The 25886-nt window shown below is 67.3% G+C and carries 25 protein-coding genes; 8 read left to right on the top strand and 17 right to left on the bottom strand.

Going from position 1 to position 25886, the window contains the following annotated elements:
- The first annotated feature begins 23 nt into the window (after nucleotides 1-23).
- A complete protein-coding gene (gene rlmB / locus OTERR_RS09525; protein WP_149425610.1) occupies nucleotides 24-779 on the top strand; it encodes a 23S rRNA (guanosine(2251)-2'-O)-methyltransferase RlmB in 756 nt (251 codons plus the stop codon).
- A 105-nt stretch (nucleotides 780-884) separates the two neighbouring features.
- Here rlmB and OTERR_RS09520 read toward each other — a convergent pair whose 3' ends face one another.
- From OTERR_RS09520 to OTERR_RS09510, 3 genes are all read right to left on the bottom strand, one after another.
- The gene (locus OTERR_RS09520) at nucleotides 885-1826 is read right to left on the bottom strand and encodes an EAL domain-containing protein (RefSeq protein WP_054621781.1); all 942 of its coding nucleotides are present in this window, start codon (nucleotides 1824-1826) and stop codon (nucleotides 885-887) included.
- Nucleotides 1827-1845: 19 nt separating this feature from the next.
- Nucleotides 1846-2865 carry a sulfate ABC transporter substrate-binding protein gene (locus tag OTERR_RS09515; RefSeq protein WP_149425609.1) on the bottom strand — a complete coding sequence of 340 codons (1020 nt, stop codon included), beginning with the start codon at nucleotides 2863-2865 and terminating at the stop codon, nucleotides 1846-1848.
- A gap of 533 nt (nucleotides 2866-3398) precedes the next feature.
- The gene (locus tag OTERR_RS09510; RefSeq protein ID WP_149425608.1) at nucleotides 3399-4331 is read right to left on the bottom strand and encodes a DMT family transporter; all 933 of its coding nucleotides are present in this window, start codon (nucleotides 4329-4331) and stop codon (nucleotides 3399-3401) included.
- Between the two features lie 422 nt (nucleotides 4332-4753).
- On the opposite strand from OTERR_RS09510, the gene upp reads away from it, so the two are divergent.
- Both upp and OTERR_RS09500 read left to right on the top strand, forming a co-directional pair.
- Nucleotides 4754-5383, top strand: coding sequence for a uracil phosphoribosyltransferase (upp, locus tag OTERR_RS09505; protein WP_054621778.1), 630 nt, complete (start codon nucleotides 4754-4756; stop codon nucleotides 5381-5383).
- Between the two features lie 92 nt (nucleotides 5384-5475).
- Complete coding sequence (locus tag OTERR_RS09500) at nucleotides 5476-6069, top strand: DUF4136 domain-containing protein (protein WP_054621777.1); 594 nt, start codon at nucleotides 5476-5478, stop codon at nucleotides 6067-6069.
- A 164-nt stretch (nucleotides 6070-6233) separates the two neighbouring features.
- Here OTERR_RS09500 and OTERR_RS09495 read toward each other — a convergent pair whose 3' ends face one another.
- From OTERR_RS09495 to OTERR_RS09460, 8 genes are all read right to left on the bottom strand, one after another.
- Nucleotides 6234-7037, bottom strand: a complete 804-nt coding sequence (locus OTERR_RS09495) for a MetQ/NlpA family ABC transporter substrate-binding protein (protein WP_149425607.1) — start codon at nucleotides 7035-7037, stop codon at nucleotides 6234-6236.
- Nucleotides 7038-7110: 73 nt separating this feature from the next.
- Nucleotides 7111-7764 carry a methionine ABC transporter permease gene (locus OTERR_RS09490; RefSeq protein WP_054621775.1) on the bottom strand — a complete coding sequence of 218 codons (654 nt, stop codon included), beginning with the start codon at nucleotides 7762-7764 and terminating at the stop codon, nucleotides 7111-7113.
- Nucleotides 7754-8818, bottom strand: coding sequence for a methionine ABC transporter ATP-binding protein (locus OTERR_RS09485; RefSeq protein WP_246154102.1), 1065 nt, complete (start codon nucleotides 8816-8818; stop codon nucleotides 7754-7756). Before OTERR_RS09485 ends, OTERR_RS09490 begins: the two co-directional genes overlap by 11 nt.
- 173 nt (nucleotides 8819-8991) lie before the next feature.
- Nucleotides 8992-10317, bottom strand: coding sequence for a sulfate adenylyltransferase subunit 1 (locus OTERR_RS09480; protein WP_149425606.1), 1326 nt, complete (start codon nucleotides 10315-10317; stop codon nucleotides 8992-8994).
- On the bottom strand, nucleotides 10317-11225 hold the full coding sequence (gene cysD / locus OTERR_RS09475; protein WP_054621773.1) for a sulfate adenylyltransferase subunit CysD: 909 nt from the start codon (nucleotides 11223-11225) through the stop codon (nucleotides 10317-10319). Before cysD ends, OTERR_RS09480 begins: the two co-directional genes overlap by 1 nt.
- Nucleotides 11226-11283: 58 nt before the next feature.
- Complete coding sequence (locus OTERR_RS09470) at nucleotides 11284-12024, bottom strand: phosphoadenylyl-sulfate reductase (RefSeq protein WP_149425605.1); 741 nt, start codon at nucleotides 12022-12024, stop codon at nucleotides 11284-11286.
- A gap of 10 nt (nucleotides 12025-12034) precedes the next feature.
- Complete coding sequence (locus OTERR_RS09465; RefSeq protein ID WP_149425604.1) at nucleotides 12035-12643, bottom strand: DUF934 domain-containing protein; 609 nt, start codon at nucleotides 12641-12643, stop codon at nucleotides 12035-12037.
- A complete protein-coding gene (locus OTERR_RS09460; protein ID WP_149425603.1) occupies nucleotides 12636-14351 on the bottom strand; it encodes a nitrite/sulfite reductase in 1716 nt (571 codons plus the stop codon). Before OTERR_RS09460 ends, OTERR_RS09465 begins: the two co-directional genes overlap by 8 nt.
- A 117-nt stretch (nucleotides 14352-14468) precedes the next feature.
- On the opposite strand from OTERR_RS09460, the gene cysB reads away from it, so the two are divergent.
- Complete coding sequence (cysB, locus tag OTERR_RS09455) at nucleotides 14469-15410, top strand: HTH-type transcriptional regulator CysB (protein WP_149425602.1); 942 nt, start codon at nucleotides 14469-14471, stop codon at nucleotides 15408-15410.
- A gap of 313 nt (nucleotides 15411-15723) precedes the next feature.
- On the opposite strand, the gene OTERR_RS09450 is transcribed toward cysB, so the two are convergent.
- The 4 genes from OTERR_RS09450 to OTERR_RS09435 all read right to left on the bottom strand — a co-directional run bounded on the left by OTERR_RS09450 (nucleotide 15724) and on the right by OTERR_RS09435 (nucleotide 18537).
- Entirely contained in the window at nucleotides 15724-16182 is a 459-nt protein-coding gene (locus OTERR_RS09450) for a flavodoxin family protein (protein WP_149425601.1), read from the bottom strand.
- 19 nt (nucleotides 16183-16201) lie between these two features.
- On the bottom strand, nucleotides 16202-17038 hold the full coding sequence (locus OTERR_RS09445) for a M90 family metallopeptidase (protein ID WP_149425600.1): 837 nt from the start codon (nucleotides 17036-17038) through the stop codon (nucleotides 16202-16204).
- Nucleotides 17039-17054: 16 nt separating this feature from the next.
- Complete coding sequence (locus OTERR_RS09440) at nucleotides 17055-17969, bottom strand: DMT family transporter (RefSeq protein WP_149425599.1); 915 nt, start codon at nucleotides 17967-17969, stop codon at nucleotides 17055-17057.
- 157 nt (nucleotides 17970-18126) lie between these two features.
- A complete protein-coding gene (locus OTERR_RS09435; protein WP_149425598.1) occupies nucleotides 18127-18537 on the bottom strand; it encodes a VOC family protein in 411 nt (136 codons plus the stop codon).
- 191 nt (nucleotides 18538-18728) lie between these two features.
- Here OTERR_RS09435 and OTERR_RS09430 point away from each other — a divergent pair, with 191 nt between their 5' ends.
- The 4 genes from OTERR_RS09430 to minE all read left to right on the top strand — a co-directional run bounded on the left by OTERR_RS09430 (nucleotide 18729) and on the right by minE (nucleotide 23087).
- The gene (locus OTERR_RS09430; RefSeq protein ID WP_054621765.1) at nucleotides 18729-20933 is read left to right on the top strand and encodes a RelA/SpoT family protein; all 2205 of its coding nucleotides are present in this window, start codon (nucleotides 18729-18731) and stop codon (nucleotides 20931-20933) included.
- 108 nt (nucleotides 20934-21041) lie between these two features.
- Entirely contained in the window at nucleotides 21042-21923 is an 882-nt protein-coding gene (gene minC, locus OTERR_RS09425) for a septum site-determining protein MinC (RefSeq protein ID WP_149425597.1), read from the top strand.
- A gap of 79 nt (nucleotides 21924-22002) precedes the next feature.
- A complete protein-coding gene (minD, locus tag OTERR_RS09420) occupies nucleotides 22003-22815 on the top strand; it encodes a septum site-determining protein MinD (RefSeq protein WP_054621763.1) in 813 nt (270 codons plus the stop codon).
- 2 nt (nucleotides 22816-22817) lie between these two features.
- On the top strand, nucleotides 22818-23087 hold the full coding sequence (minE, locus tag OTERR_RS09415; RefSeq protein ID WP_054621762.1) for a cell division topological specificity factor MinE: 270 nt from the start codon (nucleotides 22818-22820) through the stop codon (nucleotides 23085-23087).
- Nucleotides 23088-23355: 268 nt separating this feature from the next.
- On the opposite strand, the gene OTERR_RS09410 is transcribed toward minE, so the two are convergent.
- Both OTERR_RS09410 and ppk1 read right to left on the bottom strand, forming a co-directional pair.
- Entirely contained in the window at nucleotides 23356-23676 is a 321-nt protein-coding gene (locus OTERR_RS09410) for a cupin domain-containing protein (RefSeq protein ID WP_149425596.1), read from the bottom strand.
- A gap of 56 nt (nucleotides 23677-23732) precedes the next feature.
- On the bottom strand, nucleotides 23733-25832 hold the full coding sequence (ppk1, locus tag OTERR_RS09405; RefSeq protein WP_054621760.1) for a polyphosphate kinase 1: 2100 nt from the start codon (nucleotides 25830-25832) through the stop codon (nucleotides 23733-23735).
- Nucleotides 25833-25886 lie beyond the last annotated feature (54 nt).

Genomic DNA, 25886 nt, shown 5'->3' with positions numbered 1-25886 from the left:
CCCATTTCTGCAAGGTACTCGTCATGGCCGAAAGCCGCTCCCAGACCCGCTCCATCCACGGCTTTCACGCCATCATCGCCAAGCTGCGCCACGACCCGGAGGCGGTGAAGGAAATCTACCTCGACGCCAACCGCCAGGACGGGCGGGCCAAGGATCTGCTCCGCCACGCCGAAACCCAGGGCGTGCGGGTGATTCCGGTGGACGGCAAGCGCCTCGACGGCATGGCGCCGGGGGCGCGCCACCAGGGGGTGATCGCCCTGGTGGATGCCCGCATCCGCCACATCACCCTGGACGACGTGCTCGATACCCTGGACGAACCGGCCCTGCTGCTGGTGCTGGACGGCATCACTGATCCGCGCAACCTGGGGGCCTGCCTGCGGGTGGCCGACGCGGTCGGCGCCCATGCCGTGGTGGCGCCCAAGGACCGGGCGGTGGGGCTCACCGACGTGGCGATCAAGGCCGCCTCCGGCGCCGCCGAAACCGTGCCCTACGTGGTGGTCACCAACCTGGCCCGCAGCCTGCGCGAAATGAAGGAGCGGGACATCTGGGTGGTGGGCACCGCCGGTGAAGCCACCTCCACTCTTTATGAAGCCCAGTGGCCGGAAGCCACGGCCTGGGTGCTGGGGGCCGAAGGGGAAGGGCTGCGCCGCCTGACCCGGGAGACCTGCGACGCCCTGGTGAGCATCCCCATGCTGGGCAGCGTCGAATCCCTCAACGTCTCGGTGGCGACCGGGGTCTGTCTGTTCGAGGCGCGCCGGCGGCGCATGGCCGGCGCTTGAAGAGCGCTTGAGTAGCTTTCTGGTTTATCCAAAGAAAAAGGCCCCGTTCAGGGGCCTTTTTCTTTGGGGGCGGCGACTACCGGAACGGGGGACGCAGGGCGTCGATCAGGCCGCCAGGGCGTTGGAGGCATCCGGTGCGAATTCGGCGAACAGGGTTTGCAGGGTGCCCAGGGCGGCGCTCATGGCGTTGCCATCCGCTACGCTGGCCTGGGTCAATTGGCTGAAGGAGGCCGGTTGGCCGAACAGGTAGCCCTGTACCTGGTCGGCGCCGGCGGCGATGGCCAGCTCCAGGTGGCGCGGGGTCTCGATGCCCTCGCACACCGCCACCGCGCCGATGTCGTGGGCGATGGCCACCATGCGGCTGAGGATGCTGGCGTGGCGCCGGTCCTGTTCGGCGGCGTAGATCAGGGTGCCGTCGAGCTTGACGATGTCCGGCGACAGCCAGGCCAGGCGGTGCACGTTGGAGTGGGCCCGGCCGAAGTCGTCCAGGGCGATGCGGTAGCCCCGCTCGCGCCACCCGGCGATGGCCCGGGCCAGGTGGGCCTCGTAGGATTTGCCGTCACCGCCGCTGCTGTCACCGGTTTCGACGATTTCCAGCACCACCTGGCTAGGGGATAGCCCCAGGTGGCGCAGGATGGTTTCGAAGACTTGCCCATGGCCGCCCTGGACCGCCAGCAGGTGCTGGGGATGGACGTTCAGGTGCAGGTCGCCCCGAGCCCCGTTGGCCAGGAAGTTGAGGGCGTGGAGGGTGCGCACCAAGCGATCCAGGTGCACCATCTCCTCGCTGCCTCCCGGCAGGGAGAACACGTCTTCCGGCGACAGGGGTGTGCCGTCCGGCCCGAAGGCGCGCAGCAGGGCCTCGTGGGCCACGCTGGCCCCGTCCCGCACCGAGATCAGGGGTTGGTAGCGGGATTCCAGGCGCAGGTCGGTGAACAGCCCCTCGACCTGCTGAGGGGTCACGTTCAGGGCCGGCTGGCCGGTGGGGCGGGCGAAGGCGTGGTCGTTGAAGTAGCGGACCACGTCGTGCAGGGCTTCCAGGGCGGTCATGGCGTTGCCTGGGCTCCCGTTAGCGGTTGCCGCCGACCAGCCGGTCGAAGGAGCCGCCGTCGGAGAAGTGGGCCTTGGTGGCCTTTTCCCAGCCGCCGAACACGTCGTTGATGGTGAACAGCTTGACCTTGGGGAACTGGCTAGCGTACTTGGCCGCCACCTTGGCATCCACCGGGCGGTAGTAGTGCTTGCCGGCGATGTCCTGGCCTTCCGGCGAGTACAGGTACTCCAGGTAGGCCTGGGCCACCTTGCGGGTGCCGTGCTTGTCCACGTTCTTGTCCACGAGCGACACCGGCGGTTCGGCCAGGATCGAAGTTTCCGGCGCCACGATGTCGAACTTGTCCTTGCCGATTTCCTTGGTGGCCAGCAGGGCCTCGTTCTCCCAGGCGAGCAGCACGTCGCCCAGGCCGCGCTCGACGAAGGTGATGGTGGCACCCCGGGCGCCGGTGTCGAACACGGGCACGTTCTTGAGCAGGCGACCGACGAATTCCTGGGCCTTGTCCTCGCTGCCGTACTTCTTCAGAGCGTAGCCCCAGGCCGCCAGGTAGTTCCAGCGGGCGCCGCCGGAGGTCTTGGGGTTGGGGGTGATCACCGAGATGCCCGGCTTGGCCAGGTCTTCCCAATCCTTGATGTTCTTCGGGTTGCCCTTGCGCACCAGGAAGACGATGGTCGAGGTGTAGGGGCTGGCGTTGTGGGGCAGACGCTTCTGCCAGTCGGCCGGCAGCAGCTTGGCCTTGGCGGCGATCTCGTCGATGTCGTAGGCCAGGGCCAGGGTGACCACGTCGGCTTCCAGGCCGTCGATCACCGCGCGGCCCTGCTTGCCCGAGCCGCCGTGGGACTGGCGCACGGTCAGGTTGTCGCCGGTCTTGGCCTTCCAGTACTTGGTGAAGGCGCCGTTGTAGTCCTGGTACAGCTCCCGGGTCGGGTCGTAGGAGACGTTGAGCAGATTCACGTCGGCCGCGTGGGCGGCGCCAAACGCGGTGGAAAGTGCCAGGGCCAGGGTGCCGAGCACGCGGGAAAGGGGAGTCTTGTACGCCATGGTGATCCTCGTGGGTTCGGAATGAACGAAAGGTGATGGGCGTACTGTATCGAGGCGGGTTTTTCTTGAAAAAGAATAAAATTCTGTATTTTTATTAATTATTGTAATAAGCGGGGCTCCGCAGAGCCCCGGGTAGCACCTTAAACGCTGGTGAGGATGGCGATGGTTAGGAAGGCCGTTAGGCTGGCCAGGGCAAGCCAGGTGGCGTGGTAGGAAAGATCGCTGATACGGCCGAAGAGTTGGATTTCACGCAAGGGGCAGCGACGGCCGTTGCGGCAGGCGTTACCGGGGGGTGAGGCGGTGCTGGTGGGACGTTGACCGGAGAGATACCGCTTCAGGCAGTCGGGGCAAGAGGATTCCTGCGCGACCGAGAGGCGAGAGGACGATGACTGCATGATTTTCCCCTTTGCAAAAATAGGCCCGTGAAGGCCCCGTTGCGTTGTAGGAGAGGAAAATATTCCATTGCAATTCTGTTTTATGCAATCAAAATTTGTGCGTTGCAGGAATCCGCCTGGGAGCAAGGCTTGGCGCCGTTAATGGCGTTGCTTCCCGCTAACCGCCCGCACGCCGAGCAATACGCCGCAGAGCAGCAAGACGATACCGGCCTTCTCGAAAACCGTCGGTCCCCGGCCAGCGAAGGCGTAGAGGTAGCCCAGGGCAGCCAGAGTTTCAAAGACGATCAACTGGCCGGTGAGGGAGGGCGGCAGCAGTTGACTGGCCCGGTTCCACAGCAACGTGCCGGCCCAGGAGGCGCCCAGGCCGAGTACCGCCATGCCGGCGATGTAGGCGGCCGGGTCGCTGCCCCAGATCCGTGGGGTGGGCTGAACCAGAAGAAGCCCGGCAAAGCCGATCACGGCCAGGGGCAGGGTGACCAGTCCCTGGGCGGTGGCCCAGGTGGTCGGCGAGAGGTGGGGGTGGCGACGCAGCCAGGCGGCATTGGCCAGGGGATACCAGGTCCAGCAGGCCACTGCCGCCACGGCAAGCAGCACGCCGAGGGAAAACTGCGGGGAGGCGGTATCGCCGGCCTCCTGGGCGTGGACCAGCAGCAGGCCGCAACCGATGGCCAGCAGGGGCGGCACCAGGCGCCGCCAGGGCAGGTCCGGGCTGCTCAGGTTGGCGCAGACGGCGATGACCACCGGCAGGGTGCCGATGATCAGCGTCGGCAGCGGCCCGCCGGCCTGCTGCAACGCCGCGGCCAGGCAGCCGTAGTAGATGAAGTTGCCCACCAGGGTGAGGGCCACGGCACGTCGCCAGTCGGCCCGGCCCAGGGCCTGGAGGCGGCGCCGGTCGGTGCCGGCGAGCAGCAGGGCGACCAGGCCGAAGGCCAGGTAGCGCCCGAGGGCCAGGGAGGCCGGTGCCACGTCGGCGAAGCGTAACGGGGCGACGAAGACCAAGCCCCAAAGCAGGCCGGCGCCCTGGGCGCAGAGCACGCCCAGGGCGAGGGGATGGCGGGTGTGGACGGGCATGGCGCGACGACTTCGGCGGTGGGCAAAGGCGGGGATTATCGCCGCTTCGGACGCCAACCGGGCGGCTCCGTGGCGTCACTCGCCCGGTTGGGGGGGAGGGTGTGCAACCGACATCGCCACCGTGCTTTGGCAGGTGCAGCCAGGCCACCACCGTGAAACTCCGCGCCCAGCCTTGTTCTTGGACCATGGCTTTCCGAGATCAAGCATTGGCGCGGTTCTTCAGAGGGCCACCCTGAAACACCGCATGGATCGTGGCGATCCGGGCAGGCGAAAGTTAGCACCCCATCCTTCCGGCAACGCAGTAACGGTGCGGCTGGGCCGTCTGTCGCCGGCGCCGTGGCGGTGCCGACGGGCGCTGTCGCTATTCCGGCCCGTGCCGCTCCGGGCGATAATCCGGCCATTTCCCCCGTTTCGAGATCACCATGGCCTTTACCGTCGTCGACCACCCCCTCGTCCAGCACAAGATCGGCTTGCTGCGGGCCGCGGACATGAGCACCAAGAAGTTCCGCGAGCTGACGGCGGAACTGGCCCGGCTGCTGGCCTACGAGGCCTGTCGCGACTTTCCCGTGGAAACGGTGACGGTGGAGGGCTGGTGCGGCCCGGTGGAAGTGCAGCAACTGAAGGGCAAGAAGGTCACCGTGGTACCCATCCTGCGCGCCGGCCTGGGCATGCTAGACGGGGTGCTCGACCTGATGCCGAGCGCCCGGGTGAGCGTGGTGGGCATCGCCCGCAACGAGGAAACCCTGATGCCCGAGCCTTATTTCGAGAAGCTGGTGGGCAGCCTGGAAGAGCGCATGGCCTTGATCATCGACCCGATGCTGGCCACCGGCGGCTCCCTCAACGCCACCATCGACATGTTGAAGCGCAAGGGCTGCCGCCAGATCCAGGCCCTGGTGCTGGTGGCGGCGCCGGAGGGGGTCAAGGCGGTGACCGCTGCCCATCCCGACGTGGCGATCCACGCCGCGTCCCTGGACAGCCACCTCAACGCCGACGGCTACATCATCCCCGGCCTGGGCGACGCGGGCGACAAGCTGTTCGGTACCAAGCAATGAACCCCAGTACCGGGCCCGGCGTCTGAGTAAACGACGGGGCCGGCTCCACCCGGGACCGTTTTCGCCGCTTTCCATCGAGAGGGGAGACCGCCATGGTCCTGCCATCCCGGCTGTTCGTTTTGTGTCTGTCCCTGCTCCTGGCCGCCTGTGCCAGCGAGCCCCGGGTGCGTAGCGATTACGACCCCCAGGCGGATTTCTCGCGCTACCAGACCTTTGCCTTCTTCTCCCCGGCCGGCACCGACAAGGCCGGTTACGGCACCCTGGTGACCGAGCGGCTCAAGCACGCCACCCGGGCCGAGTTGGAGCGGCGCGGCTACGTCTACCGGGAAGCCTCTCCCGATCTGTTGGTGAATTTCAGCGGCAAGCTGGAACACCGGACCAGCGTGGTACCGGCGCCACCGCCGCCGCCGATGGGCTACTACGGCTACCGTGGCGGTTTCTACGGCCCCTGGCCCGGCTACGGCTGGGGGCAGGAAGTCATCAACTACACCGAGGGCACCCTCAACATCGACCTGGTGGACGCCCGCCGTCGCCAGTTGGTCTGGGAGGGGGTCGGGGTCGGCACGGTGGGCGATGTGGAGGAGGCCATCTCGCAAAAGTCCCTGGACAAGGCGGTGGCCGCCATCTTCGCCCGCTACCCGTTCGTGGCCGGTGTGCGGGCCACGGCGCCGGCCAAGGACAAGTAGGCGGCCTTCCTTCAAGCGCGGTGCGTCCCGCGAGAGCGCCGCTGCGCTGCCGGCGACGTACCCCAACATGCCCGCATAAGCAAAACGCCCGGCTTCGCGAAGCCGGGCGTTTTGCTTGTAGCCAGGGATTGGGCGGCAGCGGCGCATCCACTGCTGGCCGGCGCTTACCAGGTAGTCAGCACGGAACCCTTGAACTCGGTGTCGATGAACTTCTTGATCTCGGCGCTGTGGTAGACCTTGATCAGCTTGTGCACCCAGGCCGCATCCTTGTTCTTCTCCTGCACCACGATCACGTTGGCGTAGGGGCCCTTGGCCGCTTCCATGGCGATGGCGTCCTTGGTCGGGTTGAGGCCGGCCGGCAGGGCGTAGTTGGTGTTGATAGTGGCGGCATCCAGGTCACCCAGGGTGCGGGGCAGCTGGGCGGCGTCGAGTTCCTTGAACTTCAACTTCTTGGGGTTCTCGGCGATGTCCAGGGGGGTGGCCTTGAGGCCCACGCCCGGCTTGATCTTGATCAGGCCCTGCTTTTCCAGCAGCAGCAGGCCGCGGCCGCCGTTGGTCGGGTCGTTGGGGACACCGATGGTGGCGCCGTTGGCCAGTTCGGCCACGCTCTTCACCTTCTTGGAGTAGAGGCCCATGGGGAAGTTGACCGTGGTGGCCACCGACACCAGCTTGTAGCCCCGGGACTTCACCTGGTCGTCCAGGTAGGGCTGGTGCTGATAGCTGTTGGCGTCCAGGTCGCCGGCGGCCAGGGCGGCGTTGGGCTGCACGTAGTCGGAGAATTCCACCACCTGGATCTTCAGGCCTTCCTTCTCGGCCAGCTTCTTGACCTGTTCCATCACCTGGGCGTGGGGGCCGGCGGTGACGCCGATCTTGTACACCTTGTCGTCAGCGTGGGCGGCCAGGCTGCTCAGGCTGGCTAGGGCGGTGGCGCCCACCAGCAGGGCGGCGAGGGTTTTTGCGATTTTCATGGGGACTCCTGTTGGCTAAGGGTCGGAAACAAGGGAAAAGGGCGATCCGGCGTCAGACGGTGGTCTGCGATGATCAGCGGTGATTCAAGCGCCGCGACAGCCAGTCGCCACAGGACTGGACCAGCTGGACGAAGACGATCAGCACCAGCACCACCATGCCCATCACCTCGGGCATGAAGCGTTGGTAGCCGTAGCGGATGCCCAGGTCGCCCAGGCCGCCGCCGCCGACGGCGCCGGCCATGGCGGAAAAGCCGATCAGACTGACCAGCATGATGGTCAGGCCGTTGAGGATGCCGGGCAGGGATTCGGGCACCAGCACCTTGGTGATGATCTGCATCGGCGTGGCGCCCATGGCCTGGGCGGCCTCGATCAGGCCCCCGTCCACTTCGCGCAGGGCGCCTTCCACCAGGCGGCCGACGAAGGGAATGGCGGCAATCGCCAGGGGCACCACGGCGGCGGCGGTGCCGATCGAGGTGCCGGTGATCAGGCGGGTGAAGGGAATGATCGCCACCATCAGGATGATGAACGGGGTGGAACGCACCGCGTTCACCACCAGGCCCAGGGTCTTGTTGAAGACCGGCCGGGCCAGGATGTGGCCCGGGGCGGTGACGGCGAGCAGCAGCCCGAGGGGAATGCCGATCAAGGTGGCGATGCCGCCGGACAGGCCGACCATCACCAGGGTTTCAATGAACGAGTCCCAGAGCAGGGAAAGCAGTTCAGGCGACATTGACCACCTCCGTGCGGATGCCTTGTTGATCGAGCCAGGTCAGGGCGTCCTGGCGGTTGGCGACGTCGCCTTCGAGCAGCACCAGCAGGGAGCCGAAGGGCTCGCCCTGGATCTCGTCGATCTGGCCGTGCAGGATGTTCACGTCCAGGCCGAACTGGCGGGTCAGGGCCGACATCAGCGGCGCGTCGGCCGAGGCGCCGGTGAAGAACAGGCGCACCACCTGGCCGCCCTTTTGCAGGTGCGGCTGGGCCAGCCGTTCGAGCAGGCCCTCGGGCAGTTCGTGGCCGATCACGTCGGCGATCAGGGTCTTGGTCATGGGCTGGGTGGGGGAGGTGAACACCTCGAACACCCGGCCCGATTCGACGATGCGGCCGTGGTCGAGCACCGCCACCCGGTCGCACAGGTCCTTGATCACCTGCATCTCGTGGGTGATCACCACGATGGTCAGCTTGAGGCGCCGGTTGATGTCGCGCAGCAGGGCCAGGATCGAGCGGGTCGTCTCCGGGTCCAGGGCCGAGGTGGCCTCGTCGCAGAGCAGCACCTTGGGCCGGGAAGCGAGGGCCCGGGCGATGCCGACGCGCTGCTTCTGGCCGCCGGACAACTGGCTCGGGTAGCGGTCGCGCTGGGCGGCCAGGCCCACCAGTTCGAGCAGCGGGTCGACCCGGGCGGCGATCTCGGCCCGGGGCACGCCGGCCAGTTCCAGGGGCAGGGCGACGTTGGCGAAGACGGTGCGGTTGGCCAGCAGGTTGAAGTGCTGGAAGATCATGCCGATCTCGCGCCGGGCGGCACGCAGCTCGGCGTCCGACAATGAGGTCAGGTCGCGGCCGGCGACGACCACCTGGCCGGCGCTGGGGCGTTCGAGCAGGTTGATGCAGCGGATCAGGGTCGATTTGCCGGCGCCGCTCTTGCCGATGATGCCGAAGATCTCGCCTTCGGCGATGGTCAGGTCGATGTTGCTCAGGGCTTCCACCACGGCGCTGTCGCGGCTGGGCCCGGGGTAGCGCTTGGCGATCGCGTTGAGCGCGATCATGGGCGCGGTCTGGAGGTTCTCCATGATTCCCGATGGTTCTTTGTGTGCTTGGATTGGCTCGATGGTGTCGCCAACGGCGATGCTTTTCTGCCGCCGGCCGGGTGGAGGCAGTCGAAAGGACGGATGCGGCAGAAAAGAATGCGGCCCGACCACTGGTAGGCGGTCGGGCCAAGCCCGGGATTATAGCCCTCGGGGCGTTACACGACCATTCCGGCGCCCACGGTGTCGAAGGTGGCCTCGTCGATGATGACGAAGGCCCCGGTGGCCCGGTTCTTCGCGTAGGAATCGCAGAACACCGGCTGGGCGAGGCGGAAGCTGACCCGGGCGATGTCGTTCATGGCCAGCTTCTCGGCGCCCTGCTGTTCCAGGGTGTTCACGTCCAGCTTGTAGGCGATCTCGCCCACCGCCGCCCGGGTGCTGCGGGTGGTGTGGCGGATGGTGTACTTGCGGCTGCGGTCGAGCGGCGTTTCGGCGAACCAGCAGACCATGGCTTCCAGCTGCTTGGTTACTTCCGGCACGGCCCCGTCGCCGTTGGCGGCGCTGGCGGTGCTGCCGGCCTTGACCAGCATGTCGCCCCGGGACAGGTCGATCTCGTCTTCGAGCAGCAGGGTCACCGACTGGTCGGCCACCGCCGAAGTCAGGGGCTGGCCGCCAATGTGGATGGCCTTCACCTTGGTCTCGATCCAGGCCGGCAGGGCCAGGATGCGGTCGCCCACCTGGACGGTGCCCGACTCGATACGGCCGCAGAAGCCACGGTAGTCGTGCAGTTCCGGGTTGTCGGAGGCCTGGGGACGGCACACCCACTGGATCGGAAAGCGGAACTGCTCGGCCTTGGCCGCCGCGTCGCCGTGGGCGCCGGGGGCGGTTTCCAGGAGTTCCAGCAGGGTCGGGCCCTCGTACCAGGCCAGGGCTTCGCCCCGGTCCACCACCATGTCGCCGTTCAAGGCCGACATGGGCACGAAGGTCACGTCGTGGGTGGTGTCGGACAGGCCCAGGCCGGCGGCGAAATCCTGGAAGTCGGCGCGGATGCGCTCGAACACGGCCCGGTCGTGCTCCACCAGGTCCATCTTGTTCACCGCCACCACCAGGTGGCGGATGCCGAGCAGGTGGCACACCGCGGCGTGGCGGCGGGTCTGCACCGACAGGCCCTTGCGCGCATCCACCAGCAGGATCGCCAGGTCGGCGGTGGAGGCGGCGGTGACCATGTTGCGGGTGTACTGCTCATGCCCGGGGGCGTCGGCGATGATGTACTTGCGCGTGCCTGTGGAGAAGTAGCGGTAGGCCACGTCGATGGTGATGCCCTGCTCGCGCTCGGCGGAGAGGCCGTCGGTGAGCAGGGACAGATCGACGGCGGACAGGCCGCGACGCTGGGAGGTGCGCTCGATCTGGGCCAGGGTGTCGGTCAGGATCGTCCGGGTGTCGTAGAGCAGACGCCCGATCAGGGTGCTCTTGCCGTCGTCCACGCTGCCGCAGGTGAGAAAGCGCAGCAGGCCGTGGTCTTGAATGCGTTCCAGGGCAGCCATCAGAAATACCCTTCCTTCTTGCGTTGTTCCATGGAGGCCTCGCTGGTCTGGTCGTCCAGGCGGGTGGCGCCCCGTTCCGAGACGGCGGTGCTGGCGGTCTCGGCGATGATCTTGTCGATGGTGTCGGCGGTGGATTCCACCGGCGCGGTGCAGGGGATGTCGCCGACGGTGCGGAAGCGCACGTCGATTTCCTCCACCACGTCGCCGTCCTTGGCCGGGGTCAGGTCGGTGACTGGGGCCAGCAGGCCGTTCTTGCGCACGATTTGGCGCTTGTGGGTGAAGTAGATCGAGGGCAGTTCCAGGCCTTCCCGGGCGATGTACTGCCACACGTCCAGCTCGGTCCAGTTGGAGATGGGGAAGGCGCGCATGTGCTCGCCCTTGCGCACCCGGGCGTTGTACAGGTTCCACAGCTCGGGGCGCTGGTTCTTCGGGTCCCACTGGCCGAACTCGTCGCGGAAGCTGAACACCCGCTCCTTGGCCCGGGCCTTTTCCTCGTCGCGGCGGGCGCCACCGATCAGACAGTCGAAACCGAATTCCTCCACGGCTTCGAGCAGGGTCACCGACTGGAAGCGGTTGCGCGATTCCAGGGGCGACTTGAGCACGATGGTGCCCCGGGCGATGGAATCCTCCAGGCTGCGCACGATCAGCCGCTCGCCCAATTCAGAAGCGCGGCGGTCGCGGAAGGCGATCACTTCCGGGTAGTTGTGGGCGGTGTCGATGTGCAGCAGGGGGAAGGGGAACTTGCCGGGGCGGAAAGCCTTTTCCGCCAGGCGCAGCAGGCAGATCGAGTCCTTGCCCCCGGAGAACAGGAGGGCCGGGTTCTCGCACTGGCCGGCCACTTCCCGCAGGATGTGGATGGCTTCGGCTTCGAGCCAGTCCAGGTGGGAGAGGGTGACGCGGGTGGTCATGGGTGCACTCATCGCAATAATGAAATCGGTTCGTGGGGAGCGGTCGGCCAGATGGCAATCAGGCCTGCTTGACGTGGAGCCCGCACTCCTTGCTTTCGGGGTTTTCCCACCACCAGCGGCCGGCGCGTACGTCCTCGCCCGGGGTGATGCTGCGGGTGCAGGGAGCACAGCCGATGCTCGGGTAGAAACGGTCGTGCAGGGCGTTATAGGGCACCTGGAAGTGGCGCACGTAGGCCCACACCTCGGCCTCGCTCCAGTCGGAAAGCGGGTTGTACTTGGGGATGCCCCGGTCGCTGTCGAAGTCTTCCACCGGCAGCTCGGCCCGGGTGGCGGACTGGGCGGCGCGCATGCCGGTGATCCAGGCTGCCTTGCCGGTCAGGGCCCGGTTGAGGGGCGCCACCTTGCGGGCGCCGCAACAGGCCTTGCGGGCTTCCACCGAGTCGTAAAAACCGTTGATGCCGAAGCGCACGACGAAGGTCTGCACGTCGGCGGCCTCGGGGAAGATCACGCTCACCGGGGTGCCCGGGTAGCGCTTGGCGGTTTCGGCCAGCAGATCGTAGGTTTCCGCCGGCAGGCGGCCGGTGTCCAGGGTAAAGATGCCGATGGGCAGCTTGTCCTTGGCGATCAGGTCGGTGAGCACCATGTCCTCGGCGGACAGGCTGGAGGCCAGGGCGGCGCCGGCGCCATGTTTGGCGGCGATGCCGGCGAGCACGGCACGCACCGCTTCGGCCTTGGCCAGGGCGCTTTGCAGCGCCTGCGGGTTGTCGCCCTTGAGGACGGCGGGGTTGAAGTTGGCCATGGCGTAGCGCTCAGGAAGACTGGCCGGCGTCGAGGCTGGCACCGCCGCGCTGCACCCGGCGGAACAGGGGACGGGGATCGTCCACCGCCCCGGCATAGGTGAAGCTGAAGTCGTCGAAGGCCTTCAGGGCGTCGTTCAGGTCCTTGCCTTCCTTGAGGGCGAAGGCGTCGATGCCGCAGCGGCGCATCAGGAAGAACTGGTCGCGCAGCACGTCGCCCACGGCGCGGATCTCGCCGGTCCAGCCGAGGCGGCGCAGCAGGGTGGCGCTGGTGTAGCCACGGCCGTCCACGAACTTGGGGAATTCCACGGCGATCAGGGCCAGGTGGGCGAAGTCGCCGGCCAATTGCTCGGCTTCCTCGCCCGGGGCCAGGCTCACGCCGAGCTTGCCGCCCTGGGTCAGGCGGGCCAGCAGCTCGTCGCGGCGGGCCTGCCACACGGCCAGGGGCACGATCAGGTTGGGCGCGTCGGCGACGGAGGGCAGGGTGACGGTGGCGGCGCTCTCGCTGCTTTCCGGGGCGTCGGTGGAGACCGTCAGCACCAGCCGGGCGAAATCGTCGGCGACGATGGCCGGCGCCGGGGTGGAGCGGATGATCTGGGGGCGGCGGATCAGGTCAGGCATGGGTCGATTCCCGGGCAGCGGAGGTGTTGAGGGCGGCGGGGCGGCGGCCAGCATAGACCGCTTCCTTGAAGGGGGCGAGTCCGAGGCGCTCGAAGGTGTCGAGGAAGCGCTCATCGTCGTGGCGCTGGGCCACGTAGGTGCGCACCAGGGTTTCCACCACCTCGGGCACTTCGGCGGCCGAGAAGGAGGGGCCGATCACCTTGCCCAGGGCGGTTTCCCGGCCCTTGACGCCGTCGGTGTGGCCGCCCAGGGTGACCTGGTACCACTCCTCGCCGTTCTTATCGACGCCGAGGATGCCGATGTGGCCGACGTGGTGGTGGCCGCAGGCGTTCATGCAGCCGGAGATGTTGAGGTCCAGGTCGCCGATGTCGAACAGATAGTCCAGGTCGGCGAAGCGCTCCTGGATAGCTGCGGCGATGGGGATCGACTTGGCGTTGGCCAGGGAGCAGTAGTCGCCCCCGGGGCAGCAGATCAGGTCGGTGAGCAGGCCCACGGTGGGGGTGGAAAGACCCTTGGCCTTGGCCGCTTCCCAGACGTCGGGCAGGGCGGAAACGGGCACGTCGGGCAGCACCAGGTTCTGCTCGTGGGAGACGCGCAATTCGCCGAAGCTGAACTGGTCGGCCAAGTCGGCCACGGCTTCCATCTGCTCCGAGGTGCAATCCCCGGGCGGTTGGCGCGGGTCCTTCAGGGAAATGGTGACGGCGGCGTAGCCCGGCTGCTTGTGCGGGTGCACGTTGCGCGCCACCCAGCGGGCGAAAGCCGGGTTGGAGGCTTTCAGGGCGTCGACCCGTTCATCGCGGGCCGGCAGGGCGGCGTAGTCCGGGGCGGTGAAGTGGCGGGCGATGCGCTCCAGCTCCTCGGTGCCGACGGTGCTCGGGCCGTCCTTCAGGTTGGCCCATTCCTCCAGCACTTCCTTGCGGAACTGCTCGGCGCCCAGGGCGTGCACCAGGATCTTGATACGGGCCTTGTAGGGGTTGTCGCGGCGGCCGTAGGAGTTATAGACGCGCAGGATGGCCTCGACGAAGGTCAGCAGGTGCTGCCAGGGCAGGAATTCCTCGATTACCTTGGCCAGGATCGGGGTGCGGCCCAGGCCGCCGCCCACCAGCACCTCGAAGCCGATCTCGCCGGCGGCGTTCTTCTTGATGTTGAGGCCGATGTCGTGAGCCAGGGTCACCGCCCGGTCCCGGGTGGAGCCGCTCACGGCGATCTTGAACTTGCGCGGCAGGAAGGCGAATTCGGGCTGGAAGGTGCTCCATTCGCGCAGCAGCTCGGCAAAGGGGCGCGGGTCGGCGATCTCGTCCGGGTCGATGCCGGCGAAATGGCTGGTGGTGACGTTGCGTACGCAGTTGCCCGAGGTCTGGATGGCGTGCATTTCCACGTCCGCCAGCTTTTCCAGGATGTCCGGGGTGTCTTCCACCTTGGGCCAGTTGAGCTGCAGGTTGTGCCGGGTGGTGAAGTGGCCGTAGCCCCGGTCGTAGTCCCGGGCCACCTCGGCCAGCTTGCGCAGCTGGGTGGACGACAGCAGGCCGTAGGGCACGGCGATGCGGAACATCGGCGCGTGGCGCTGGATGTACAGGCCGTTCTGCAGGCGTAGCGGGCGGAATTCGTCGTCGGAGAGTTCGCCGGTTTTCCAGCGCCGGACCTGGTCGCGGTACTGGGCGACCCGTTGGCGGAGGATGGCGTGGTCGTAAGCGTCGTAGCGGTACATGGAGGGTCCAGACAGGCCTGCGGAAATGAGTGACGCTATGGTAAGACCGGGTTATTGATTCAAAAAGAATATCCGGTTAGATTGTTATAGCGATTTGTTATTTATAAGGGAGAACTCGTGAAACTGCAGCAGTTGCGCTATCTGGTGGAGGTGGCCCGGCGCGGGCTCAACGTTTCCGAGGCGGCGGAAGCCCTGTACACCTCCCAGCCCGGCGTCTCCAAGCAGATCAAACTGCTCGAGGACGAGCTGGGCATTGTCGTCTTCGAGCGCAGCGGCAAGCGCCTGGTGGGCATCACCGAGCCGGGCAAGGCGGTGCTGGAGATTTCCGGCCGCATACTTAAAGAGGCGGACAACCTGAAGCGGGTCGGCGCCGAATACGCCGGGGGCGACTCCGGCAGCCTGACCATCGCAGCCACCCACACCCAGGCCCGCTACGCCCTGCCGGCGGTGGTCAAGCGCTTCGTGGACAAGTACCCCAACGTGCGCCTGTCCCTGCACCAGGGCAGCCCGACCCAGATCGCCGAATGGGTGAGCAACGGCGATGCCGACATCGGCATCGCCACCGAGGCCATGGACCAGTATCCCCAGCTGGTGATGCTGCCCTGCTACCAGTGGTCCCACGTGGTGATCGCCCCGGAAGGGCACCCGATCCTGGCCGAACCAGCCCTGACCCTGCAGGAAATGGCCCGTTATCCCCTGATCACCTACGACCCGGCCTTTACCGGCCGTTCCCGGATCAACCGGGCCTTCGAGCGGGCCGGCATCACCCCCAACGTGGTGCTGGCGGCCATCGACGCCGACGTGATCAAGACCTACGTCGGCCTGGGCCTGGGTCTGGGCGTGATCGCCGCCATGGCCTTCGATGCCGAGCGGGACGTCGGCCTGCGCGCCCTGGACGCCAGCCACCTGTTCGAGCGCAACACCACCCGCATCGGCCTGAAGCGCGGCACCTACCTGCGCCGCTTCGAATACGACTTCATCGAGTACTTCGCCCCGCAACTGACCCGCAAGGCCGTGGAAATGGCCATGGCCGGGGCGGGAGACTCCTACCAGCTGTAAGCCGGTCTGCCCGTTGCCGACGAGGGTCCGCAGCGGGGCGGCGCAGGAAGCGGCGCACCGTGATGAGGCAGGGGCGAGGCAGGGGCGAGGCAGGGGCGAAGGGGAGGGAGGGAGCCTGACCCGCGAAACCCCGCGCCCCTGGCCGTTCTTCAAAGGGTGGCTCTGGAGATCAAGGATTGACGCGGGTCTCCAAGGGTATGCCTCGGAGATCGGCCATGGGCGCGGTGTTTGAGGGACGGCCTCGATGCCCGTGACGCCGGCCCACCATGCAACAGGCCCGCCGCGCAACCGCGACTCCGGCTGAATGCCCGGATCAGAACAGCCCCATCTCCAGCCCGGCGGCCAGCAGGCCGCCGATTTCGCGGCTGGCCTCCAGGTCCGCCGGGGTGGTGGGCTGGCGGGCGATGCGGCCGGGATGCACCGGCTTCCAGCCGTAGCCGGTGGCGATCCGCCCGACCTCCCGCAGGGCGCCGCGGCCGTCGTTGCCGCAGGCCACCAGCACCGCGTAGGGGCGGCCGGTGGTCTGGTTCTCCAGGGGATAGAAGGTGCGGTCGAACAGATCCTTCACCAGCCCGGCCATATAGCCGAAATTCTCCGGGGTGCAGATCAGGTAGCCGTCGGCGCCGCGCAGGTCGTCGGCATTGGTGTCGGCGGCCCGTTGCAGGCGGGTATCCACCGCCGGGGCGGCCTCACGGGCGCCGGCCAGGGCGGCCCGGGCCAGTGCCTCGGTGCGCCCGCTCTGGGTGTGGTAGACGATCAGTAGCCGGGCCATGGCGCGCGCCGTGCCGGGATTAGCAGGTCCGGGAAGCCCGGGAGGCCGGCGGAACGGCCGCCGTCGCCGCCCGGCGCGGCAGCGCTGGCGGATAGGGCAGGCGGGCCGCCGGGTCCTGGCGGTAGAAGCGCACGAACAGGGCGTACAGGGCCGGGTAGCTGTCCCGCACCGCTTCGGGGAAGGTGAAGAAGGTTTCCGACAGCACGGCGAAGAATTCCCCCGGGTGCTCGGCACCGTAGGGGTCGATCCAGGTTTCCTCGCCGGCATCGACCCGGGCGCAGAAGTCCTCGTAGGCGGCATCCAGCACCTCGATCCAGTGCTCCTGGTTCATGCCCGGGTGCAGCGGCGGCACGCCGTCGGGTTCGCCCTCGCGCATGTCGAGCTTGTGGGCGAATTCGTGGATGACCACGTTGTAGCCTTCGTCCGCCAGCAGCACGTCGCGCCAAGAGAGGATCAAGGGCCCGCCGGACCAGGCCTCGCCGGCAGCCACTTCGTCGTACTCGTGCACCACGCCGGTTTCGTCGGCGATCTGGCGCGGGATGACGAATTCGTCCGGGTAGATCACCACGCCGCTCCAGTCCTTGTACCAGTGCAGCCCCAGGTTGAGCACCGGCAGGCAGCCCTGGGCCGCCACCGAGACGCAGATGGCGTCGGTCAGCACCAGGCCCCCGGCGCCGGTGAACGACTTGTCGGCCAGGAACGCCTCGGCCAGCTGCTTCAGGTTGCCCTGTTCCTCCCGGTTGAGGGCGGCGAGAAAGGGCAGCCCGGCAACGGTACTGCGCCACAGGGGCTCGGGAATCGCCGCCGGGCGCGCATTGCGGCCCAGGCCCAGGGCGGCGAGCAGGCGGTGGATCATGGTGTGTGCTTCCGCCTCACTTCAACCGCGGCCCGAGCACGGTGGTGAGGTAGATGCCGGCAAAGATCAGGGCGATGCCGGCGTAGTGGTAGAGGTGGGGCACTTCGCCCAGGAGCAGGGCCGAGAGCAGGGTGCCGAACACCGGCATCAGGTGGATGAACAGGCTGGCCTTGTTGGCGCCGACCTCGGCCACCCCCCGGTTATAGAACACGTAGCCGAGAAAGCCGGGAAAGATCGCCACGTAGGCGATTCCGGCCAGGGCGCCGGCGTTGACGTTGATATGGCGCTCCTGGGTGATTTCCCAGGCATAGGCCGGGGCCAGCACCAGCACGCCGACCACGGTCATGGCCGCCAGCATCAGCATCGGGTCCACGCCGGAGGGGCGCCATTGCAGGCCCACGGTATAGACCGCCCAGACCAGCACGGCGGCGAGCATCCACAGGTCGCCCCGGTTGAGGGTCAGGCCGGCCAGCACGTCCAGGTCGCCGCGGCAGATGATGGTGGCGGCGCCGACGAAGGACAAGGCCACCCCCAGCCCCTCGATGGGCCGCAGCCGCTTACCGAGAAAGGCCCAGGACAGGGCGATGGTGGCGATGGGAATGAACGAATTGAGCAGCACCCCGTTGGTGGCGGCGGTGTATTGCAGGGCGATGTAGGCGAAGGTGTTGTAGCAGCCCACGCCGAGGACGCCCAGCAGCAGCACCGGCTTCCACCCCTTCCTCAGGATCGGCCACTGGCTGCGCAGGTGGGGCAGGGCCAGGGGCAGCACCAGCAGCAAGGCCAGGCTCCAGCGCCAGAAGGCCAGGGCGAAGGGCGGCACGTCGGCGCGGATGGCCCGGCCCAGCACCATATTGCCGGACCAGAACAGGGCGGTGAGGGTGAGCAGCAGGTAGGGGTGGCGCAGCAAGTGCGTCCGGGACTCGGGGGCCATGGCGGTTTATTGGTTTTTCTGGGGCGGGCTCCGGCGCCGGCCTGACGGCCGTGCCGGGTTGGGGAAGGCGATTATGCCACCCGCGGCCGGGCCGTCGACAGCGCCGGCGGCGGTGCCCGGCCGGAGCGGCGGGAGGGGAATGGCGGGAGCGGCGCCCCTATTCGATCCAGATAAAGGGATTGTGCGCCACTTCCCAGAGAAAGCCGTCCGGGTCGGCGAAGTAGCCGCTGTAGCCGCCCCAGAACACTTCCTCGGCAGGTTTCACCAGTGTGGCGCCGGCTTTCACGGCGTGGGCCAGCACTTCGTCCACCTCGGCCCGGGTGCGCAGGTTGTGGGCCAGGGTGAAGCCGGGAAAGGCCCCGGGCACGGCCGGGCTGGGCGGCAGGTGGGCGTCTTCGGCCAGGGCGTCGCGGGGGTAGAGGGCCAGCCACAGCCCGTGCAGGGCGAAGAAGGCGATGCCGTCCTGGCTTTCCGGGCGCAAGGTGAATCCCAGACCGTCGCGGTAGAAGGCGCGGGAGCGTTCCAGGTCGGAAACGCCCAGGGTGATCAGGCTGATGCGGGGTTCCATGGCGGCTCCTTGGCGCGGGTGAGGGTGGCAGGGGGAAGGCTGCACGATAACTGTCCCGCCATGCTGCCGGCAATCCGTACCGGCCCGGGGGGGGGGGGGCGGCCGGGAATATGACGGCCTGTCGCGCCAAACGCCCCGCTCGGGCGGGACGCCGTGTGTGCCGGGGGGCGAGGCAACGTATAATTGCCGCCATGGTTTCCGTTGCTCACTCCGTCGCCGCTCAGGCCGACTTCGATCAAACCCTTGCCACCTTGAGCGAGGGCCTCGGCCCCGAAGAGGCCGAGCGGCTGCGCGCCGCCGCCCTGTTCGCCCAGCAGGCCTATGGCGACCACCTCCTCGGCAGCGGCGAAGGCGTCTGGCCCCATGCCCTGGGGATGGCGCTGATCCTGGTCGGGCTCAAACTCGACTGCGACAGCCGCGTGGCGGCCCTGCTGTTCGCCGTGCCCAGCCACGAGCAGGATGGCCTGGCCCGCATCGAGAGCGACTTTGGCGGCGAGGTCGTGCATCTGGTCAGCGGCATTTCCCGCCTCAACCGCCTGCGCCCCATCACCCGCGACTTCGTTGCCGACACCGAGGCCAATCCCAAGGAAGTGAAGGCCCAGGTCGAGGTGCTGCGCAAGATGCTCCTCTCCATGGTCGAGGACATCCGGGTAGTGCTGCTGCGCCTTGCCTCCCGTACCCAGACCCTGCGCTACTACGCCTCCCGCCCCGAGGAGCTGCGCGCCCATGTGGCCCGGGAAACCCTGGACCTGTACGCCCCCCTGGCCAACCGCCTGGGGGTATGGGAACTGAAGTGGGAACTGGAGGACCTGTCGTTCCGCTTCCTCCACCCGGAAACCTACAAGAAGATCGCCAAGATGCTCGACGAGAAGCGCGTCGAGCGAGAGCAGTTCATCGCCGAGGCCACCGAGCGCCTGAAGAAGGAAGTGGCGGCGGTGGGTATCCAGGCCGAGGTCTATGGCCGACCCAAGCACATCTATTCCATCTGGAACAAGATGCGCAAGAAGGACCTGGAGTTCTCCGAGGTCTACGACATCCGCGCCCTGCGCGTGATTGTCAATGAGGTCAAGGATTGCTACACGGTGCTGGGCATCGTGCACAACATCTGGACGCCGATCTCCAAGGAATTCGACGACTACATCTCCAACCCCAAGGGCAACCACTACCGTTCATTGCACACGGCCGTGCGCTGCCCCGACGGGCGCAGCCTGGAAGTGCAGATCCGTACTTGGGAAATGCACCGCCACGCCGAATTGGGCATCGCCGCCCACTGGCGTTATAAGGAAGGCAGCAAGCGCAGCGACGAGGGCTACGACGACAAGATCGCCTGGCTGCGCCAGCTGCTCACCTGGAAGGAGGAAGTCACCGATTCCTCCGACTGGGTCAAGCACTACAAGCAGGCCGCCCTGGACGACACCCTGTACGTGATGACGCCCCAGGGCAAGGTGGTGGATCTGCCCAAGGGCGCGACCCCGGTGGACTTCGCCTACCGGCTGCACACCGATCTGGGCCACCGCTGCCGCGGTGCCAAGGTCAATGGCGCCCTGGTGCCCCTCAATACGCCGCTGCAGACCGGTCAGCAGGTGGAAATCGTCGTCGCCAAACAGGGCGGCCCCTCCCGGGACTGGCTCAACCCCAGCCTGGGCTACATCGCCACCAAGAGCGCCCGCACCAAGGTGCGCACCTGGTTCTCCAACCTGGCCCTGGAAGAAACCCTGGCCGAAGGCCGCACCATCATCGCCAAGGAGCTGCAGCGCCTCGGCGCCGGCGGAGCCAACCTGGAAGAGCTGGCGGGCAAGCTCGGCTTCGCCAAGGCCGACGACCTGTACATCGCCGCCGCCCGGGGCGAGCTGGGCCTGCGCCTGTTCCAGGCCACCGTGCGCGGCCAGGAGCCGCCGGTCGAAGAGCGCCACGCCGAACCGGCGCCGCGCCGGCGCAACAAGGTGGAACCCACCGACCGGGGCATCCTGATCGTCGGCGTGGACAAGCTGCTGACCCAGTTGGCGCGCTGCTGCAAGCCAGCGCCGCCGGACGACATCGGCGGCTTCGTCACCCGGGGCAAGGGCGTCTCGATCCACCGCCACGACTGCCCCAACTTCGCCATGCTCTCGGCCCTGCACCCGGAACGGGTGATCGAGGTGGAGTGGGGCGGCCGCCCGGAAGGCATCTTCCCGGTGGACATCGTGGTGGACGCCCACGACCGTCAGGGCCTGCTGCGCGACATCTCCGACATCTTCGCCAAGGAGAAGATCAACGTCATCGGCGTGAATACCTTCTCCAAGCAGGGCAAGGCCCACATGGGCTTTACCGTGGAAATCGGCGAACTGCCGCAAATGAAGCGGGTGTTGAAGCTGATCCACGACGTGGACGGCGTGGTGGGGGCGCGGCGCGGATGACGTTGGTCCGGCCGTTCGCCTTGCCCCGTCCCGCCGCCATGGCCGTGCCGGGCCGTGGGGCCGCGCGGCCTCTGCTAGACTGGCGCCTTTTTTAAGCTCAGGGCCCTGATGAAGTCCGCCCCCACTCTCGAATTCAAAGGTTCCACCCTGGCCCTGACGGTGCTCCACGCCGCCCTGGGCAGCGCCGATGCGGCGGCGGTGGAACGCACCCTGGCCGATCTGTGCGGCCCCGCTCCCGATTTCTTCAGCCACGATCCGACGGTGGTCGATCTGGCCGGCCTCGATGCCGATGCCCAGCCCGACTGGGGCACCTTGCTGCCCCTGCTGCGCCGCCACCAACTCACGCCGTTCGCCGTGCGCAACGCGTCGCCGGCCCAAGCCGAGGCGGCCCGGGCCGCTGGCCTGGTGATCGCCGAGGAAGTGGAAACCGTGGTGCGCGCGGCGCCCGCCGCCCGCTCTGCCCACTCCTCCCAATCCCCCGATACGGCCGGCCCGGCCGAGGCCGGGGCGGCCGCCGAGGCGGAAAGCCCCGTCGCGGCCGCCGAGGCGCCGGTCAATGGCGACCTGTTCGCCACGCCGGAAGTGGCTCCCGCTCCGGCAGCGCCGGAACCCGCCCCCGCGCCAGCCCCCGCATTCACCGGCACCCTGGTGGTGGACCGGCCGCTGCGTTCCGGCCAGCAGGTCTATGCCCGGGGCGGCGACGTGATCGTGCTGGCCATGGTCAATCCCGGCGCCGAGGTGATCGCCGACGGCAACATCCACGTCTATGCGCCGTTGCGCGGCCGCGCCCTGGCCGGTGCCCGGGGCGATGTGGGGGCGCGCATCTTCACCACCTGTTTCGAAGCTGAACTGGTCTCGATTGCCGGCGTGTACCGGACCTTCGAACCCGGTTCGGAAAAAACCCTGACCGGCCAGCCGGTGCAGGTCCGTCTCGCCGGGGCCGATGTCGATCAGCAGCAATTGCGGCTGGAGCCGCTCAACCTGCGCTGAGTCGGCCGCCGTTCCCGTTATCCGCTCCATCCGGTTGTACTGAATCCAAATTACTGAATCATTGATAAGAAGGGGTCCCATGAAAGTCATCGTCGTCACTTCCGGCAAGGGTGGTGTGGGCAAAACCACCACCAGTGCCGCGTTTGCCTCGGGCCTGGCGCTGCGCGGCTTCAAGACCGCGGTCATCGACTTCGACGTCGGTCTGCGCAACCTGGACCTGATCATGGGCTGCGAGCGTCGCGTGGTGTACGACCTGGTGAACGTGCTCAACGGCGAGGCCAACCTCTCCCAGGCGCTGATCAAGGACAAGCACACCGACAACCTGTTCATCCTGCCCGCCTCCCAGACCCGGGATAAGGACGCGCTCACCGAAGAGGGCGTGGAGAAGGTGCTGAAAGAGCTGGAACACATGGGCTTCGATTACGCCGTGTGCGATTCCCCCGCCGGCATCGAGCGCGGCGCGGTGATGGCCCTGACCTTCGCCGACGAGGCGATCGTGGTGACCAACCCGGAAGTGTCGTCGGTGCGCGACTCCGACCGCATCCTTGGCATCGTCCAGTCCAAGTCCCGCCGGGCCAAGGACGGTGTCGAGCCGGTCAAGGAGCACCTGCTGGTGACCCGCTACAGCCCGAAGCGCGTCGAGGACGGCGAAATGCTCTCCTACAAGGACGTGCAGGAACTGCTGCGCATCCCCCTGCTGGGCGTCACCCCGGAATCGGAAATCGTCCTCCAGGCCTCCAACCAGGGCACCCCGGCGATCCACATGGATGGCAGCGACGTGGCCGCCGCCTACCAGGACGTGGTGGCGCGCTTCCTCGGCGAGGACAAGCCCCTGCGCTTCGTCGATTACGAAAAGCCGGGCCTGCTCAAGCGCATCTTCGGAGGGAAGTGACCATGTCGCTGCTTTCCATGCTGTTCGGCCAGAAGCCGAAGACCGCGTCGGTGGCCAAGGAGCGCCTGCAGCTGATCATCGCCCGGGAACGCACCGACGCGTCCGCCGGCTCTCCGGATTTTCTGCCCAAGCTGCAGCAGGAGTTGATCCAGGTGATCTCCAAGTACGTCTCGGTCAATCCGGACGACATCAAGGTGTCCCTGGAAAAGCAGGGCAACTTCGAGGTGCTCGAAGTCAATATCGTGCTGCCGGACGCGGCCCAGGCCAAATAAGGCGTTCCGGGCAGTCCGGCCGCGGACAGGCTGGAATGCCACGCCTGGCGCCGAGTTCCACGGGGTACCCGTGAAGAATGGCGCCAGTCCTGGGGTTTCGCCAGGTGTCGGACGGTTCGATCAAAACGGGGAAAGGCTCACGCCTTTCCCCGTTTTGCTGTCGGGTTGTCCTCGTTGCGCGCTTTGCCTGTCGTGCAGCGCGGCTGTCGTCCCCATCCTTCGGCCGGCACCCGCAACGGCAGCGCCGTGCGGGGCCGCCCATCCGCGCTTATTCAGGAATAAGGGGCGTGGCCTTCTGCGACGAGACGAAGATCTGGGCGTCGCTCAGGGCGACCACGTCGTGCTCTTCGCCCGGGCTGGTGAAGAGGTAGTCGCCGGCCTCCAGCTCCACCCCGCCGATGGTGATCCGCCCGACCAGCACCACCACTTCTTCGGTGCCCTGGTGGGTGTGGCGGGGGAAACGGGCGCCTTGCCGTAGGCGCACGACCGACGAGCGTCCGCCTTCCGGGTTGTTGCGGAACAGGCTGCGTTCGATGCCGGGAAAATCCGTGGGCGTCCATTCCCGCCCGGTGACCTTGTTCATCAACATCGCTACGCTCCTCGTTCGTGTTGGGGCGTCAGGCCGGTATGGCCTGCTATACCTTGCTATACCCCGCCCAGGGCCGCCATCAGCTCGTTTTGCGCCGAGCGGGGCTTGGCCCGGCCCTGGCGCTTGCGGTGATAGGCACCGTTGGAATCCATCTCCCAGGCTTGCTGGTTGTCCGCCAGGTACATGCGCAGGCCCTCGGCGATGACGCGCTTCTTGAGGCGCGGGTCGCGCACCGGGAAGCACAGTTCGATGCGGCGGAAGAAGTTGCGCTCCATCCAGTCGGCACTGGAAAGATAGACGTTTTCCTCGCCTTCGGCCCAGAAGTAGAAGATGCGGTGGTGTTCGAGCAGCCGGCCGATCACCGAGCGCACCCGGATGTTCTCCGAGAGGCCCTTCACCCCGGGGCGCAGGGCGCATACGCCGCGGACGATCAGGTCGATGTCCACCCCGGCCTGGCTGGCTTCGTAGAGGGTGGCGATGGTCTCCGGTTCGAGCAGGGAGTTCATCTTGGCGATGATGCGACCCCGGCCGCCGGCCTTGGCTACTTCGGTTTCCCGCTTGATCGCGGCGATCACGTTGGAATGGAGCGAGAAGGGCGCCTGCCACAGGTGATGCAGGGCCTGGGCGCGGCCGAGGCCGGTGAGCTGCTTGAACACTTCCGAGACGTCGGCGCCCATTTCCTCGTTGCTGGTGAGCAGGCCGAAGTCGGTGTACAGCCGGGCGGTACGCGGGTGGTAGTTGCCGGTACCCAGGTGCACGTAGCGGCGCAGGCGGCTGCGGCCCGCGTCCTCGTCCCGTTCGCGGCGCACGATCATCAGCATCTTGGCGTGGGTCTTGTAGCCGACCACGCCATAGACCACGTGGGCGCCGACTTCTTCGAGCTTGTTGGCCCAGTTGATGTTGGCCTCTTCGTCGAAGCGGGCGAGCAGTTCCACCACCGCCGTCACGTCCTTGCCGTTCTGGGCGGCGCGGATCAGGGCGTTCATCAGCACCGAGTCGGTGCCGGTGCGGTACACCGTCATCTTGATCGCCACCACCTGGGGGTCGTCGGCAGCCTCTTCGAGCAGTTCCACCACCGGGGCGAAGCTCTGGTAGGGGTGGTGCAGCAGTACGTCGCCCTCGCGCATGGCGGCGAAGATGCTGCGCTTCTTTTGCAGCGGCTTGGGAAAGCCGGCGGCGAAGGGCGGGAATTTCAGGTCGGGGCGATCCACCCAGTCCGGCACCTGCATCAGCCGCACCAGGTTCACCGGGCCGTTGACCCGGTACAGGTCGTCCGGCGCCAGGGCGAACTGGTTGAGCAGGAACTCAGCCATGGTTTCGGAGCAGCTGTCGGCCACCTCCAGGCGCACCCCGTCGCCGAAGTGGCGCTGGGGCAGCTCGCCCTGGATCTTGGTGCGCAGGTTCTTGACCTCTTCCTCGTCCACGAACAGGTCGGAGTTGCGGGTGACGCGGAACTGGTAGCAGCCGCGCACCGTCATGCCGGCGAACAACTCGCCAACGAAGGCGTGCAGGATCGAGGAGAGGAAGACGCAGCCGTACTCGCAGCCGGCCAGTTCGGAAGGCAGGCGGATTACCCGGGGCAGGGCCCGGGGCGCCTGGACGATGGCCACGCCGGAGTTGCGCCCGAAGGCGTCCCGGCCTTCCAGTTCCACGGCGAAGTTGAGGCTCTTGTTGTGGATGCGCGGGAAGGGGTGGGACGGATCGAGGCCGATCGGGGTGAGCACCGGCATCACTTCGCGGAAGAAGTAGTCGCGGATCCACTCGCGCTGCTCATTGCTCCAGCTGGTCCGGCGCAGGAAGCAGATCCCCTCGGCGGCCAGGGCCGGCAGCACTTCCTGGTTGAACAGGGTGTACTGCTCATTGACCATCCGGTGGGCTTCCTGGCTGACCTGGCGATACACCTCCCGGGGCGTCTTACCGTCGGTGGTGCGGCTGGTGGCGCCCAGCTTGAGCTGTTCCTTGAGGCCGGCGACCCGGATCTCGAAGAATTCGTCCAGGTTGGAAGAGACGATGCAGAGAAAGCGCAGGCGTTCCAGCAGGGGCATCCGGGCGTCCGCCGCCTGGGCGAGCACCCGGCGGTTGAAGGCGAGCAGCCCCAGTTCGCGGTTCAGGTAGTTTTCCGGGGGAAAGCGGCGGGTGAGGGTGGCTCGATTCATGACAGTGGCAGACACGTTGAAGACGACGGCAAGTGGATCACGTGCCAAAGTATG

The organism is Oryzomicrobium terrae (assembly GCF_008274805.1).
In the GTDB taxonomy this organism is placed as follows: Bacteria; Pseudomonadota; Gammaproteobacteria; order Burkholderiales; family Rhodocyclaceae; genus Oryzomicrobium; species Oryzomicrobium terrae.
Note: the sequence above shows the minus strand (reverse complement) of the source record. Positions and strands in the feature narration are given on the sequence as shown.